Source organism: Candidatus Nanosyncoccus alces, from assembly GCF_004138395.1.
Lineage (GTDB): Bacteria > Patescibacteriota > Saccharimonadia > Saccharimonadales > Saccharimonadaceae > Nanosyncoccus > Nanosyncoccus alces.
In genome coordinates this window covers 99,625-114,544 of record NZ_PRLM01000002.1, presented here as the reverse complement: position 1 = coordinate 114,544, position 14,920 = coordinate 99,625, and the positions used below count along the sequence as shown (strand labels likewise).

The 14,920-nt window shown below is 44.8% G+C and carries 16 protein-coding genes; 1 reads left to right on the top strand and 15 read right to left on the bottom strand.

The annotated features are described in order from the left end of the window. Positions 1 to 118 precede the first annotated feature (118 nt). Positions 119 to 2,326: a hypothetical protein gene (locus G3RUM_RS01510; protein WP_129734699.1), complete on the bottom strand. Its 2,208-nt coding sequence runs from the start codon at positions 2,324 to 2,326 to the stop codon at positions 119 to 121. Positions 2,327 to 2,432: 106 nt separating this feature from the next. Continuing rightward, positions 2,433 to 3,248: a prepilin peptidase gene (locus G3RUM_RS01505; protein ID WP_129734697.1), complete on the bottom strand. Its 816-nt coding sequence runs from the start codon at positions 3,246 to 3,248 to the stop codon at positions 2,433 to 2,435. A 78-nt stretch (positions 3,249 to 3,326) separates the two neighbouring features. On the opposite strand from G3RUM_RS01505, the gene G3RUM_RS01500 reads away from it, so the two are divergent. Then, a complete protein-coding gene (locus G3RUM_RS01500; RefSeq protein ID WP_129734695.1) occupies positions 3,327 to 3,899 on the top strand; it encodes a type II secretion system protein in 573 nt (190 codons plus the stop codon). A gap of 290 nt (positions 3,900 to 4,189) precedes the next feature. On the opposite strand, the gene G3RUM_RS01495 is transcribed toward G3RUM_RS01500, so the two are convergent. The 13 genes from G3RUM_RS01495 to rpsF form a co-directional block, all read right to left on the bottom strand. Further along, on the bottom strand, positions 4,190 to 4,855 hold the full coding sequence (locus G3RUM_RS01495) for a type II secretion system protein (RefSeq protein ID WP_129734693.1): 666 nt from the start codon (positions 4,853 to 4,855) through the stop codon (positions 4,190 to 4,192). Positions 4,856 to 5,147: 292 nt separating this feature from the next. Further along, positions 5,148 to 6,353, bottom strand: a complete 1,206-nt coding sequence (locus tag G3RUM_RS01490) for a type II secretion system F family protein (protein WP_129734691.1) — start codon at positions 6,351 to 6,353, stop codon at positions 5,148 to 5,150. A gap of 1 nt (position 6,354) precedes the next feature. Continuing rightward, on the bottom strand, positions 6,355 to 7,437 hold the full coding sequence (locus G3RUM_RS01485; protein WP_129734689.1) for a type IV pilus twitching motility protein PilT: 1,083 nt from the start codon (positions 7,435 to 7,437) through the stop codon (positions 6,355 to 6,357). 21 nt (positions 7,438 to 7,458) lie between these two features. After that, the gene (locus G3RUM_RS01480; RefSeq protein ID WP_129734687.1) at positions 7,459 to 9,222 is read right to left on the bottom strand and encodes a GspE/PulE family protein; all 1,764 of its coding nucleotides are present in this window, start codon (positions 9,220 to 9,222) and stop codon (positions 7,459 to 7,461) included. Next, the gene (locus G3RUM_RS01475; RefSeq protein ID WP_129734685.1) at positions 9,222 to 9,509 is read right to left on the bottom strand and encodes a hypothetical protein; all 288 of its coding nucleotides are present in this window, start codon (positions 9,507 to 9,509) and stop codon (positions 9,222 to 9,224) included. Before G3RUM_RS01475 ends, G3RUM_RS01480 begins: the two co-directional genes overlap by 1 nt. Next, the gene (locus tag G3RUM_RS01470; protein ID WP_129734683.1) at positions 9,510 to 10,379 is read right to left on the bottom strand and encodes a hypothetical protein; all 870 of its coding nucleotides are present in this window, start codon (positions 10,377 to 10,379) and stop codon (positions 9,510 to 9,512) included. A gap of 1 nt (position 10,380) precedes the next feature. After that, positions 10,381 to 11,541, bottom strand: coding sequence for a hypothetical protein (locus tag G3RUM_RS01465; RefSeq protein ID WP_129734681.1), 1,161 nt, complete (start codon positions 11,539 to 11,541; stop codon positions 10,381 to 10,383). Continuing rightward, complete coding sequence (gene pilM / locus G3RUM_RS01460) at positions 11,541 to 12,587, bottom strand: type IV pilus assembly protein PilM (RefSeq protein WP_129734679.1); 1,047 nt, start codon at positions 12,585 to 12,587, stop codon at positions 11,541 to 11,543. Before pilM ends, G3RUM_RS01465 begins: the two co-directional genes overlap by 1 nt. 25 nt (positions 12,588 to 12,612) lie before the next feature. Beyond that, positions 12,613 to 13,287: an SAM-dependent methyltransferase gene (locus tag G3RUM_RS01455; RefSeq protein WP_129734677.1), complete on the bottom strand. Its 675-nt coding sequence runs from the start codon at positions 13,285 to 13,287 to the stop codon at positions 12,613 to 12,615. Beyond that, positions 13,262 to 13,822, bottom strand: a complete 561-nt coding sequence (efp, locus tag G3RUM_RS01450; protein ID WP_129734675.1) for an elongation factor P — start codon at positions 13,820 to 13,822, stop codon at positions 13,262 to 13,264. Before efp ends, G3RUM_RS01455 begins: the two co-directional genes overlap by 26 nt. Before the next feature lie 9 nt (positions 13,823 to 13,831). After that, positions 13,832 to 14,029 (bottom strand): 30S ribosomal protein S18, encoded by a 198-nt coding sequence (rpsR, locus tag G3RUM_RS01445; protein ID WP_129734673.1) that lies wholly within the window; start codon positions 14,027 to 14,029, stop codon positions 13,832 to 13,834. A 24-nt stretch (positions 14,030 to 14,053) separates the two neighbouring features. Further along, positions 14,054 to 14,509 carry a single-stranded DNA-binding protein gene (locus tag G3RUM_RS01440; protein WP_129734671.1) on the bottom strand — a complete coding sequence of 152 codons (456 nt, stop codon included), beginning with the start codon at positions 14,507 to 14,509 and terminating at the stop codon, positions 14,054 to 14,056. Between the two features lie 6 nt (positions 14,510 to 14,515). Then, the gene (gene rpsF / locus G3RUM_RS01435; protein WP_129734669.1) at positions 14,516 to 14,878 is read right to left on the bottom strand and encodes a 30S ribosomal protein S6; all 363 of its coding nucleotides are present in this window, start codon (positions 14,876 to 14,878) and stop codon (positions 14,516 to 14,518) included. Positions 14,879 to 14,920: the final 42 nt, after the last annotated feature.

Below are 14,920 nucleotides of genomic sequence, written 5' to 3'. Positions count from 1 at the left end.
GTTTATTATGATATTGCTATCGCTCATAAACGAAACCTCTCTTTTTATAACCTTTCTCTATTGTTTAGATTGTTGTATAACCTTTATGGTTTGATTTTACTGAAAATGCTTATGCTTGTCAAGACTTTTGCGCGGACTCTTCCTCCTCTTCGTCGTCATCTTTTTTACGTTTGAAGAGAATGATAAAGAAGAAGAATGAGAATAATGATAGTGCTAAACATGGCAAAATGATTTTTAGTATATCCCAAATTCCATTACTGCTGTTGTCCCTACTAGTGACACCGAGCGGATCGGTTTTTTCAAGAGAATCGGAATTGTTGGTGCTGCTGGTATTATTTGATTGACCGGATGTCGTAGCTACTTCTTCCGTGTCGTTGTTGTCTGTTGGGGTAGGATCTACATTTGTAACGGTATTAACCCTGACAGTATTGTTGCTGTACGTGACGCTTTGGACTTCATATATTACTGCGTTGTCGCCCGTTGAAGAGTTGTCGGCAATATTGGATGAATTATCCTCTGAAGGTGCATCGGACGGATTGTCCGTAGGATTATCGACAGGTTCATCCGTGGGATCGTCAGAAGGAACCGGGTCGATAGGGTCATCTGGATTATCTGGATCGTCAACAGGGTCTACTGGAGGTACATAGGAAGGATCTGTAATGTAGGCTTCGTGGAGGTCTAAGTCCTCTTCTACTGTGATTACGGAGTCTCCAGCATAGCAAGTGTTTATATCTGTGGAGTCTTTGCACCATAGATGAAGGTAACCTTCTTCTGGTTCACTGAGAGCTGGAAGGGTGGTTTCTTCACCAACTGGCACTTCCCTTTCCTCTAACAAAACATTAGCTTGGTCGTAGAATGAAATTTTGTTAGTTCTAACGTAATTTGGATCTTCGATATAAGACTCGTGCAAACTCAAATCTGCTTCTACTACGATAGTAGCGCCGCCAGCATGGCATGTGTTTATGTCTGTACTATCTTCGCACCATAAGTGCAAGTAACCTTCTTCTGGTGCGGTAAGGTTTGGTAATATAGTTTCTTCGCCAACTGGGACATCTCTTTCTTCAACTATCTCACCGGCTTGATTATAGAAAGAAATTTTATTGGTCCTAACGTAAGATGGATCCTTGAAGAAAGCTTCGTGAAGACTTAGATTATCATCTCCCACGACAATGCTAGAATCACCCTCGTAACAAGTGGTGAGATCCACAGTGTCTGCACACCACAGGTGGAGATAGCCTTCTTCTGGCTCACTCAAAGTGGGGAGAGTGATTTCCTCGCCGACTGGGGCTTCTTTTTTGTCTACTAGACTATTGTTTTGGTCATAGAACGAGATTGTGCTAGTTTTGACGTAAGTTGGATCGACAATGTAATTTTCGTATAAACTGAGGTCGTCCTCTTCTACGATGATAGATGCCCCACCGCCGTAACAAGTACTATCGTCGCTAGCGTCTTCGCACCATACATGTAGGTAGCCTTCTTCTGGTTCGCTAAGGTTTGGCAGAGCAAGAGCGCCGCCTACGAGAGCTTCTTTTTCGTCTACTAATTCGCCGTCTTGATCGTAGAAATAGACTTTGGTAGTGTTAGTTTCGGTGAGTTTATAACTTGTAGTAAGGTTAGCAGTTTCACCACCAGAAACATTGCCGTTCCACGACCATGCTGCGGCCGTATCTACCTTGTCTGCTACGGTGTAGGCAGAGACGGTGCCATCCGTGTATTTATTGGCGGCTCTGTTTTTGTAATCTCCTAACCAAGAAGTGTTGACGCTTGGAGTAAAGTCGATAAACACTTTAGCACCATAATCTTCTGAATTGGTGGCGTCGTCTTGAGTTACCACTAGCCCGGAATGATCCTTTTTGTAGATTGCGGCGTAGTCGTTGGAACCTAGCTGAACATCTGCAGTCATGGCTACACGGTAAGTATGTTCGCCGTTGCTTTCGGGGTTGTAGATGTGGAGGTGCACATCTAAGCCATTATTAGTAGTTTCAGAAATCAAAGTGAGCTGCACGCCTTTATTAGTCACGGTGGTGCCGTTGCTAACCCGTTGCACGGAACGATTGACGCCGTCTACTTCGAAATCTACTGTGTAACCGCCGTTTTTATAGGTAGTTTGAAAATTGTAAGTGTTGCTACCATTGATTTTGCCACGAACATCAAAAGCGCTAGTGACGTTAGCGATATAGTGGTATTCGGTAGTACTACCAACGAAATAGGCTAGTCCGTCAATGGTGACAGCCGAAGATTTGCCCGGTACCAAGAATACCAGCCCGACTGCAAGTATTGACGCGATGATTTTTTTGCTCAATGAAATATGTTTTCGTTTTTTCACGTAATTACCTCTCTGTATGACCATGTAATATATATAATATAGCATAAGTTTTATAAAAATGTGGAATTTTTATAAAACTAGAGCTGGGAGAGGTAATTTTGGCGATTTACATGCCGATGGCGTAGTAGAAAAAGTCAGCAAAAGTGAGAGTGATTATAAACGCGATAACCATAAAAGGGCCAAAATAGATGCGTTTATTTTTGGATTTTTTGACGACCGGGGCCATAACGAGACAAGCTAAGACGTTGGCGATAAATAGAGTTATAATAGAAAGCCACGGGCTAGCGAGCGCGAGACCTAGTGCGGTGCCAAGCAACCAATCGCCATCTCCTACCCACTTGCCATTGGAGACAAGATAAAGAATTAGATAAATCCCTCCGAGAATTGCCGCAGAAGCTAGGGGCTCGAGAATATTTTGTGGCGAAAAGGCAGAAACGGAGAGACTAGCCCATTCTTTCAGAAATGATATCAGTATGGCACAAATAATAGATAGCACCAAGTATTTAGTTGGGAGTTCTCCGTAAGAACCGTCATAAATAGCCAAAAAGCCTAGGCTTATTGTAAGCGCTAGCGTGGTAATGAATATAGCCCATTCCATGATGTTTGCGGTTACTGGATCTATAGTAGTGCCCAATGCGAGAAAGGCTAGCGCCAGTCCTAATTCGGAAAGGATTTCAGCAAAGCCGATTTTTTTCTTGCATTTGCGACACTTGCCGCACAGGAATATCCAGGAAATAATCGGGATATTATCGTACCATTTTAGTTGATAGTCGCAGTGCAGACAGACGGAGCGAGCATTGAATTTTTGCTTGGTCTTCCCCTTTGCGGTTTGTTTGAGATGCAGGCGACGAGCTTGACAACAAAGAAACGAGCCGAAGCAAGCGCCGAGGATAAAGAGTAAAGTTAAAAATAGAATTTGCATGACCTTATTGTAACACTTTATTATGACGCAGGGTTGCGTTTCATGAAAAATAATCTATAATTAAGCGTAAGGAGAATTATGAAAAAGGGTGAATTAAAGAAAAAAACTGGTTTTACGATTATTGAAGTATCCTTAGTACTGGCTATTGCCGGGTTGATATTTTTGATGGTGTTTATTGCCCTGCCGCAATTGCAACGACAACAGAGAGACTCCAGGCGACGGGACGATATTTTGAGCTTCCTCGAAACGGTGAAGAAATATCAGACGAATAATCGGGGGGCGTTACCGTCCTTGTCTGGACTATCGAGCACCAGGGTTATGTGGGATAGAATTATTACGGACGAAAGTGATGAAGACTATAGCGAATGGGAAGGATTTTATGCTGATTACTTGGGTGATCGTTTTGTAGATCCGGATGGAGAACATTATAAATTGTACGTATTAAATTGTAGCGCAACGAGGGCGGGGCAAAATTGCAGTAATAGCGAATTGTCTGGCTTAAGCGACTCGTCATTCCCTAATGATTATCAGCTATACGTAGTGTTGCAGGCTGAGTGTAGCGGAGAGAGTGCCGTAAAGACTTCTAACCCACGGAAGATCGCAACACTGTATAGGCTTGAAGGAGCTGGGGTCTACTGCGCAAATACATAGGTCTGGTTGGGGGTTGAATGTTTTTGGTGCCCGTGCTATACAGTGGTGCAGGAAGCGGGATTGGCGTAGTTTAAAAACGTGGTAAGGAGAAAGGAGGTTGGAATGGAAGTTAATGTTGAAGAAATAAAAATCAATATTAAACTGAAAGTTGCTCCTCAAAAGAAGAGCAACTAAAACAACCTTAAGTTGATCCTACCATACGCATGCGCAGAAGTCAATCTTGCTTCCTTTTCCGCATACAAAATACTCCCGACAATTGGGAGTATTTTGTTGGATTAGCTCGGCTAATTCTACTGATCGTCGATACAGTAAACACCTGCACCTTCAAGACGATACATCACTGCAAAGTGACGAGACGTGTCCGGAACAACATACTCACCATCACATTTGCCTCCAGGAATTACAAATACAATATGAGCCTTATAGTCAGCGCCTACTGTAAAGCCCTTAGTGCTATCTTTTGTTATTATTGCCGCATTTGCGCTTGGAACACTTGTTTCCGCTTGAGCTATAGTCTTACCACCTATATTTCCAGAAATGTACATACTGTAAAATACGCCATCTGGATCTTGGAAAGTATTTGTAGTGGAATCCGTACCAGCGTTGAGGTATCTTCTGACGAACTCCCTAGCTACGTCTGGGTTTTCTGAACCGCCAGAATTACTTTCTGCGGTACAATTGGTCGTAAAGCCTCCGTCTTTACATGCAGCCCAGTAGCTCGGCCCTTGAGGTAAAGCCGTGGTATTATTACCGGCAGACATGTTATTTGTCTGATACTGCACCAATGAGGTATCTACTCTAGACATATCATTACGTCTTTGAGTATCACGCTGCGAGCGCTGCAAGGCTGGAAGCGCTACGAATACCATCAAGAAAATCAAACCCGCGATAGCCAACACGAGCACGACTTCGATGATGGTGAAGCCTTTTTTAGAGTTAGTATTTTGTTTTGCCATGTTAAATCCTTTCTAGATTTTTAAGCTTTACATCGCACAACAGTGGTTGAGCGATGTAACCTTTATTTCATGATAGCAAATAATTTTCAAAAAGCAATAGCTTTTTAAGGTATTTTTAATGATTTTATAGGTTCTGTTTTGCGCTAAAATGTTTTCGCTTTTTTAGTCAATTTTTTTGATTCATCTCTGTTGGAATGTCTTAAAACCACTGCTCTGCGACATTTGTTTTGTTCCCTACCCTAATAAAAAACTCCCTTTCACGGGAGTTTAAGCACAGAGCCAGCTTGATGAATTATGTAGCGACTGAGTTCACAAGTGAGTAAATTGGAAGCAGAGTACCGCCCACCACTACACCGATTAAACCGGCCATGATCACCATAAGGATTGGTTCGATCATGGTGGAGATGCTATTGATTTGCTCATCCAATTCGTTTTCATAAACTTGGGCAGCTTTGCCAAGCATTTCGTCGATTTTACCAGATTGTTCACCGATAGAAGACATTTGCGGCACAAGTGGCAACATATATTCGCGATCTTTTAGAGCTTCGGAGAGAGGTTTGCCGCCTTTGATGGTTTCGAGCGACTTGCTGTATTCTTCTTCTACTACTACGTTGTTAACTGCACCAATAGCAATTGTAATAGAATCCAACATTGGCACGCCGGTGGCAAGCATCATCTCGGCAGTACGAGCAAACCGCGAAACGTAAAGCTTACGGAAGAGTCCGCCAAAGATTGGGACGTGAATTTTGAAAGAGTCCATGACCTTGCGACCGATTGGTGTTTTTTTGACGAAATAAAAGATTCCGCCGCCGATGGCGCCAAGTACAATAAGGACTAACCACCAAAAGTTACCAAAGAAGTCTGTCATATTAACAAGGAACTGAGTAAGACCCGGTAGTTCTTCCCCCATGTCTTCGTAGAGATTCTTGACCTGCGGAACCACGGCAATCATCATGAAAGCAAGCACAGCAATAATCACCACCAAAATGATAGCCGGGTAGACTAACGCACCTTTAATTTTGCTCATCATGGCGGCGTCTTTTTCTTCCTGATCAGCTAAGCGTTTGAGCGCAAGATCAAGAGTACCGGAAGTTTCGCCAGCACGAATCAAAGCCAGGTAAACACCATTAAAGACGTCTTGGTGATTAGCGAAAGCATCATAAAGGCTCTTCCCTGATTCTACGTTAGTCAGAATCTCCTCGGCAATGGCTTTCATGCCTCTACCTTGAGTCTGGTCGATTACGGTACGTAGTGAAGTAGCAAGTGGCAACCCGGCGCCAATCAAAGTAGAAAGCTGGCGAGTAAAAGTGATTCGGTCCTTATTAGTGACGCGACTTTTGCCACCGAGAAGCCCTTCGCCTTCCTCGACTACAGATTGAGGGACGTAGCCTTGGTCAATCAAAAGCCGTCCGGCGGTTTGTTCGTTTTCGGCCTGGATATTGCCTTTGACGACTTTGCCAGTTTCTTTCTCCTTGGCTTTGTACTTAAAGCGCTTCATTTTAGCCCTTGACTAACCTATTTAGTTCGTTAATGTCTACGGCATATTCGCGGGCAGAATCATAAGAGATAACACCGGTTTGGATAAGTTTGGCGAGAGTACGATCCATAGTCTGCATACCTTGATCGGCGCCAGTCTGAATAGCGGTATCGATTTGGTGAGTTTTGCCGTCACGGATAAGAGTGCGAATCGCAGAGTTAGCTACCATAATTTCGGCAGCTACCACACGACCGCCGCCGATGGCCGGGACAAGCCTCTGAGCACAAATCGCCATTAAAATATTAGAGAGCTGAGAACGGATTTGTGGTTGCTGGTGGGCCGGGAAGACGTCAATCATACGGTCGATAGACTGGGCAGCCGAGTTGGTGTGAAGCGTAGCAAACACCAAGTGGCCAGTTTCGGCGATAGTGATGGCGGCTTGGATGGTCTCGAGATCACGCATCTCGCCGATAAGCACTACATCAGGATCCTCACGGAGGACCGAGCGAAGTGCTGCGGCGAAGCTGAAAGTGTCGTAGTGGACTTCGCGTTGAGCGATAACACTACGTTGGGATTTGTGAGTAAATTCGATCGGGTCCTCAATGGTAATGATGTGGGTAGATTTTTCGCGGTTGATTTTATCTACTAAAGCAGCTAGTGTAGTAGACTTACCTGAGCCAGTCGGGCCCGTAACAAGGACTAGGCCGCGTGGGAACTCTGCAAAAGTTTCAACGATGGCAGGCATACCGAGTTCATTGATTCCCTGAATTTTATTGGGAATTAAGCGGAAAGCGGCGGCGAGTTTGCCACGTTCGTGGAAGGCGTTAACGCGAAAACGGGCGATATCACCAAAAGCAAAAGAATAGTCGAATTCTTTATCCTTTAAGAGGATTTTTTGCTGGTCTTCATCGAGAGTGGCGAAGATTAGGTTGCGGACCATCTCTTCATTAAGAGCAGTAGTGCCAGCTACGGGGGCTAAAACACCATCGACACGCAAAATTGGTGGTAAGCCATATTGCAAATGCAAATCTGAAGCATTGCGTCGGACGCATTCTTCAAGTAAAGTTTCTATTTTGACTATGTTTTGCTGCCCACTGTTTTCCATAATGATATTATACCATAAGTATTACGATAAATCACTCGCAACGCGATTAACTTCTTCCATAGTAGTAATCCCAGATAAAGCCTTGAGGAAGCCGTCCTGGCGCATGGTGACAGTTCCCTTTGATTTAGCCAGACGCATAATTTCGTTGGCGGTAGCGTGGGAGATGATTAATTTTTGAATGTCTTCATCTACATCGATGGTCTCATACAAACCCGCACGACCAGCATAACCACCTGGCGTTTCTTTGGAGTCCATACCGTGGGCCAACATGTAAAACTCGTCACTACGGATAGGAAGGCCAGGGTAGCCCAAATCTTCACTGACGTCTGCGACAGATTCTTTGTCCTTAGGTAAGAGATCGCCGACAACAGAATTAATGGCTTTAGTTTCAATCTCGGAGGATTTATACATTTCGCGCTTTTCAGTAACGCGGCGTACCAAACGCTGGCCGATAACTACGTTTAATGTAGAAGCAAGGAGGAAAGGTTCGATGCCCATATCCAAGAGACGCGGCAAAATACCGGCAGCAGAGTTGGTGTGAAGCGTAGAAAATACGAGGTGGCCAGTAAGGGCGGCCTGCACAGCAAGCGAAGCAGTCTCGGAGTCACGAATCTCACCGACCATTACTACGTCTGGGTCCTGACGCAAAATAGAACGCAAACCAGAAGCAAAAGTTAGTCCAGCGTCAACGTTAACCTGGATTTGGTTGATGCCGTCCATTTTGTACTCCACTGGGTCTTCCAAGGTAACAATATTAATAGCTTCAGATTTGATTTTTTGGATGAGCGCATAGAGGGTGGTAGACTTACCAGAACCCGTTGGGCCTGAAGTCAGAATCATGCCGTTTGGCTTTTTAATGCCTTCGAGTACTGAACGAAGCGCCCGACCGGACATGCCCATTTTTTCGATTTCCATGCTAACGCCTTTTTTGTCGAGAAGACGGATCACCACTTGCTCACCCCAAGTAACTGGCGAAATTGCAATACGGAGGTCGATCTCTTGGTCATCGACTAAAACCGTGAACTGGCCGTCCTGAGGAATGCGGTGCTCATCAATTTTGAGGTTAGAAAGAATTTTGATACGTGATACCAAGGCCGGAGCAACAGTCTTGGGGAGCTCCATGATTTTTCTTAATACGCCATCAATACGGCACCGGATGATAAGTGAGTTTTCGAGCGGTTCGATATGGATATCTGAAGCTTTAGTCTTAGCGGCATAGCTCAAAATAGTAGTGAGAGCCTTAGAAATCGGCGAATCTTGGACGATGGTCTTGACATTACTTTGGGCCTCGGCAGCGGCTTCTTCCCCGGTCTCGCGCACTGCCTCTTTGACGCCAGAAAAGTCACCGTGATATTGTTCGAGGGCCTCGCGGATGCCACGTTCAGAAGACATCCAAACTCGAATTGGCTGATTAACTAAAGTCGAAAGATAATCGGTAGCCTGGACGTTAGTAACGTCAACCATGGCAACATTTAACATGCCGTCTTTTTCACCGAGCGGAACAGCCATAACGCGGGTCGAGGCTTCCATGGGAATCTTTGATAAAATATCTTGATCAATGTCGATATTTTTGAGCTCAACATAAGGAACGCCGATAATGAGAGCCGTAGCGTGTGATACCATATCGTCGCTGATGATTTTGCGACGAGTGAGCTCAGAAAGAGTCGGCTTATTTTCGCGGATTGATTCTTCTTTGACGGCTTGGACTAAATTTGGGTCTGCTAAACCTTCACTTAATAAAAGATTAATAATCTTTTCTTCGGCTTCTTTGGTAAGCAGGGCCATTAGTTTGTCTCCTGCGTGTTCGTCCCCGAGCTAGTCTCTGTTTCATCTATACACATGCCGGTAGCATCATATTCGGTACACTCACCAACGTAAACCTCTACCGTCGGGTTGAGGGCACGATAATTAAAAACTTCTGGATTAGGATTTACAACTTCTGCAGTAACGGTAGTATCAACCGTTTTGTAAGTGACTTCTTCGATAGGGCCAATAAACAAGTTAGTCACGAAAAAGGCAATCAAAACACCAGCAATTGCAGCTACTATAGATGTAAACAAGTCTGTTTTCATTTATTTATCCTCCGCCTTTAATGTTTGTGTGGTTTCAGTAACGGTAGACTCATCCATATAATAAGCTGTGGCTTGCGCTTGCAGGGTGAGTGTATTATTGCTGCCCCATTCGATAGTAGCGCGCTCAATATCAAATTCGCGGATGGAGCGTTCAATATTATCAAGAACGTTCATGGTAGTACTAGTATCTGCTTCTACTGATAGACTGACTGATATAGTATTGAGCCCCGGAGCGAGAGTGGAGGTGCTGCTAGAGCCGCTCGGGCTGAGAGACTCTGGCTGCCAACCGGATTCGATAAATAATTTGTTCAAACTAGCGAGTAAAGCCTCTTCGTTACGGAAGGCCGGGAGGGCGTCTGGGATAACGCGAAGAGCAGAACAGCTTTTAATGAGCTGACTAGCAGCGGATAGTTCGGTAGCACCGCTGGCGTTATTGTAAATTTTGTTAAGATCTGCGTAGGTGTAGTTTTTGCCAGTTTCCGGATTAATACATGAAGAGCTGGCTTCTTTTGGCACGGAATTGAGAGCGTCGCTAGCAGCAAGATTTTCGAGAATGTTGGCGCGAAGTGTGCCAGGGATTTCGGAAGTCTCGATGCTGTCAGGATCGCATTTTTTTAGTTCATCATCGGAGTAAACGTCTCCCTTTGGGCTTTTACAGATACCTGTGTTTTTGATGATGTTGGAATATGAGACGATTGCTTCATCCTCGGCCATGATAACTCGAGTATTGAAAGAGATTTGCTGAATAAAATGAATAACGAGAGAAATCGCTACGCCAAGGACGACAGCGGCGCCTAACACCGAAAGCAACATGTATTGTTGCGCTTCTGAGATTTTTGCACGTTTGCCAATTGCTACTTCTTTGGCCATTTTAGTTTTCTCCATTCACGTTGTTAGTGTTGGTGCTACAGACAGTGTCACCCTCCGCACAGTCTCTAGCGCGTTCACCGAACATAGCTTGAATCTGGACATAAGAATCGGTCACATTATGACGACCGGACGGTGCAATCGCGAGGACGTGTGAGTTGGTGAAATTATAAACTTCTGGAGCTAGCGAGATTACGGCCGAAAAGCGCAAGACTAGTTCGTCGCCGGCACCACGACCGTTTGATGAATCCGAGACGGCGATACCATCAATGCCGCCAGGGACCAAAAGACAAGATTCGTTAGATTCGATCCATTTCGGGTTAGCGCTATTTTGGCTAGCATTCCCGGTATAAGTAATACAGGAGCTTTCGAAGTGTTCCACGCCAGAGATTTGACCGTCTAGACTCATGTAAGGTTGCCCGGCGACTTCGGTTTGTTTGTACCAATCATTGTATTGTGGGGTGCGCCAAATTCGAACTACCTGCTCACCGTTATAGTCTTCGGTATTATAGTCACCAGTCTTGGTGTTGGTAGATGGGTTACAGCCTTCGGCATTGATAGTCCAAAAAGCGTAAATTCCTCTGCTAGAGTCGGTGAAAGTAGCACCATCTTGACCAGATTCAATCATACAATAAGCCGGGATGATTGCGCCGTTTTTATCGACATAGTTACCATAGTCATAGCGCATGTATTGCATGCTCTTTTTGAAAGAGTCTAGGACATTGTAGTCAATGAAAGGCTCTTTGCCGGCATTAGCTTGAGCATCAAACGAGAAAGTAGGTTGATCACCAGAAAGACTAACATTTAATTCTGAAACTGTGATGGTATCAGCGCCAGTCGGAATGAGAGCGGACAATATATTGAAGGTGCGCGAAAGGACTTTTTTGTTGTTAGTTAACGTGTTGATGTTGCCAAGCTGGTCCTTGATAGTCAGAAAATCATCTAGATCGCTATAAGAGTTAAGTTTAGTAGAAAGGCTCTCGAGCGTAGATTTTTTGCTGTCTAATGCTAGCTGCTGCCCACCCATAATCAGGCCAACAATAGTAGTAACGCCGATGCTAGCAGCAGCTACAACAATACAGAGGAAAAAGATAAAATTCCTAAGTTTTAGGGTTTTGATCATTTCGCTTTTGATATCTGGGACAAGGTTGATTTCGCGAGCCATTAGTCGTTGCTCCTTTCCGATAAGCCGATCGCGACGGCAAATTCACTAGAAACGTTAGCTAAGGTGCGTTGCTGGTTGGAAGTAGTACGGACAAATTGCCAAGGGTTGCCGCGCATGGTGGGAACGTTGGTTTTGGCTTCAATATATTCGGGGAAAAGCGGAATCATACTGGCATAGCTGGAAAGTACGATGCCACCAACTCTACCGTTGATATACTTAGTCTGGAAGAAACGGACAGATTTGGCAAGTTCTGCAGCATAATTGTCGAGGTGGGTGCCTAAGATCTTGAAGACCTGACCTTCGACTTGGTTCTCATCTAAACCGAATTTGAGGATAAACTGTCTGGCTTGGTCAACGCGCACGTTGAGGCCGTTGGCTACGGCACGGATTAATACATCTACACCACCGGGGATAGAACGCACTAGGCGAGGTTTGTCCTTGTACATAATAACGATGTCGGTAGAGCCTTCGCCGAGATCCACCACCATGGTAGCATCGATAGCACCAGGTGTGGTGAGTGCCCTAGCTAAGGCAAGTGGTTCTGGCTCCATGGCTACGATGTTTAGACCGGTTTTTTCGATCATTTCCATGGTCGACTCAGCGTATTCTTTAGCAACGGATGAGACTAAGACTTCGGTCTTGGCTGGATCGTTGGGACTGGGGCCGAGGATGACATAGTCTGCCTTAGCGTCGCTCATGGCCATCGGAACATATTTGTCGATTTCATACTTGAAAGACTTGGCAAGTTCCTTTTCGGGTAAGGTCTCCGTCTCAACAATAGAGGTAAAAGTTTTGCTAGCAGGAAGACCGAGAGCAATGTTCTTGGTTTTGATACCAGCCTGATTGACAGCACCAAGAATAGCCTCGCCGAGACGTTTTTTGCCTAAGTCAGAAGAATCTTGCGTAAGCTGTTGAGTGATCGGAACATAAGCATATTTCTGAAGAGTCCAACCGTGTTGGCCACTACCAGAAAGTTGCACGATTCGCATCGAATTTGTCCCAATATCTAGGGAGAAAAAGTCGCCCACGCCATGCAATAAGTTCATATCTATTATTATATGCTTATGCTATTTATTTTGCAAGCTTTAAATAATAAAATCTTTCCAAGTTGCCATTTTTGCCGGCCAAGTCGTTGTCGCGTTTTTTGACAACGATAAAGCCGTGGGTCTTGAGCCAAAATTCGAAATTTTTAATGATTGCGCGACGCAATTTTTCGTTTTTGACGACACCCTTATTTAGTTGGTCTGGGCGAGCCTCGAACTGAGGCTTCAGCATTACTAGGAAATCCGTATTGCTACTGGATAGGTGCTTTTTAGCGTAATCGAGGATCTTTGTTAAGCTTAAGAAGGATACGTCTGCGACAATTAAATCTACATTATCGATAACCAAAGAATGGGCAGCAACTGCAGCGTGTCCTCCGGACACGCTCCGGGCCGCTCTGGCCAAGTCTTTATGTTCCGCAGAACACATTGCAGTTGCTGCTGATTCTTTGGTTGTCACATTGAAGATGTCGGTTTTTTCGTGTAATTCTATTCTGGGGTCGTAGCGGAGAGGGGATTTCATTTGATTAGTTCCCTTTTCCACTGCTATGACTTTTTTGGCGCCGTGTTCCAAAGCTATCTCGGTAAAGCCACCAGTAGAAGAACCGATGTCTAAAACTATTTTGTCTTTAAAATCAAAATTGAAGGCGCACACGGCACCTTCAATTTTGTAGTATCCTCTATTTTTTTCGTTCGCGATAGGCATAAGTATCTGTATCCACCGAAACAATATCGCCTTCTTTGATGAAAGCTGGAACTTTGATAACAACACCGGTCTCTAGAGTAGCATCCTTCATGACCGAGCTAGTGGTATCACCTTTGACCGCATTCTCAGTGTAAGTAACGACAAGCCAAATGTTTTTAGGCAGAACCAAGTTGATTGGTGTGCCATTGTAAAATTGGATTTCCATTTCGTCGCCGTCTTTCATGAAATCTTTGGAATCGCCAACCATATCGGCACTAAGCTCGTATTGTTCGAAACTTTCCGGGTCCATGAAGTAAAACTTTTCATCATCACGGTAGAGATATTGAACTTTGCGAGTAGTAACTTCGGCCGGTTCGATTTTTTCTTGGCCCTTAAAAGTCTTGGGGAGAAGCGCACCGGTAATGAGGTTTTTAACCTTAACATTAACGATGGAGCCGCCGCGGCCCATAACTTTTTGAGAATACTCAACTACTTTATACGGTTGGCCGTCTAAAGTAATCAAAGTGTTTTTCTTTAGATCTGTTGGTCCGTACATTTTATCTCCTTAGTTATTTGAAACAAATGGCAAGAGAGCCAAGTGGCGTGCACGCTTGATAGCGGTTGCAAGTTGGCGTTGTTGCTTGCTTGATAAGCCGGTTTTGGAAATCGGCTCGATGCGACCATAAGCATCGACGTAGCGTTGCAAAGTTTTGACATCGCGATAATCGAAATACAAATTTGGATCGTTTTTTACCCTTCTCATAAAATCTCCTTCGCTTTAAGTTTATTAGAATGGGACATCACTGAGGTCGATTTCGCCGTCAGGAATGTCGTCAGGGATATCGCTAGGCGCAGAAGCGTCTGCCGCACTAGAAGTCCCAAAGTTATTAGAACCGTTGCCACCGTTGTCGCGTGCGCCGGTGAAGTTGAAGTCTTCGACAACAATTTCGACACGAGAGCGCTTGCTACCGGTGGTTTTGTCTTCCCAGCTGCGTTGGTCAAGACGGCCGGAAACTAGGACGCCGGTGCCCTTCTTGGCATATTGGCTAATCATTTCGCCGAGCTTGCCCCAAGCTGAACAATCAATAAAGGAAACGTCCTCCTTTTGTTCCCCACTTGCATCACGATAGGTACGGTTAACTGCTACCGAAAAGCTACAGACGCTAGCACCGTTTGGTGTGCTACGAAGCTCTGGATCACGAGTAAGGTTACCTGTGATGATTGCTTTAGAAAACCCACGCATAATAAATTATTCTCCTTTTTCTTCAGTTGTTGCTTTATCCTCTTCGGGATTTTTGGCGTTGCGGCGAGCTTCGAGCTTAGCCTTACGCTCATCTACGCGGACGAGGAGGTAACGCAAAACTTCGTCGGTAATGTTAAGCACAGACGATATTTTGGCGGGAGCCTCAGCCGGCAGAGCCACGTCGAAGTAATAATAAATGGCAAAATCTTGGCCATTGATAGAATAAGCGAGGCGCTTCTTGCCGTCGTTTTCCTCTTTGTTGATTTTGCCGCCGTTTTGTTCGATAATCTTTTTCACCTTATCGAGGGCGGGGTCGAGATTCATCTCTAAATCAGGATGAAACAAGACCGAGAGTTCGTAGTCTTTCATAAAACTCCTTTGGTTAAAGCAAACGCTGCTCTTGCCCTGCTT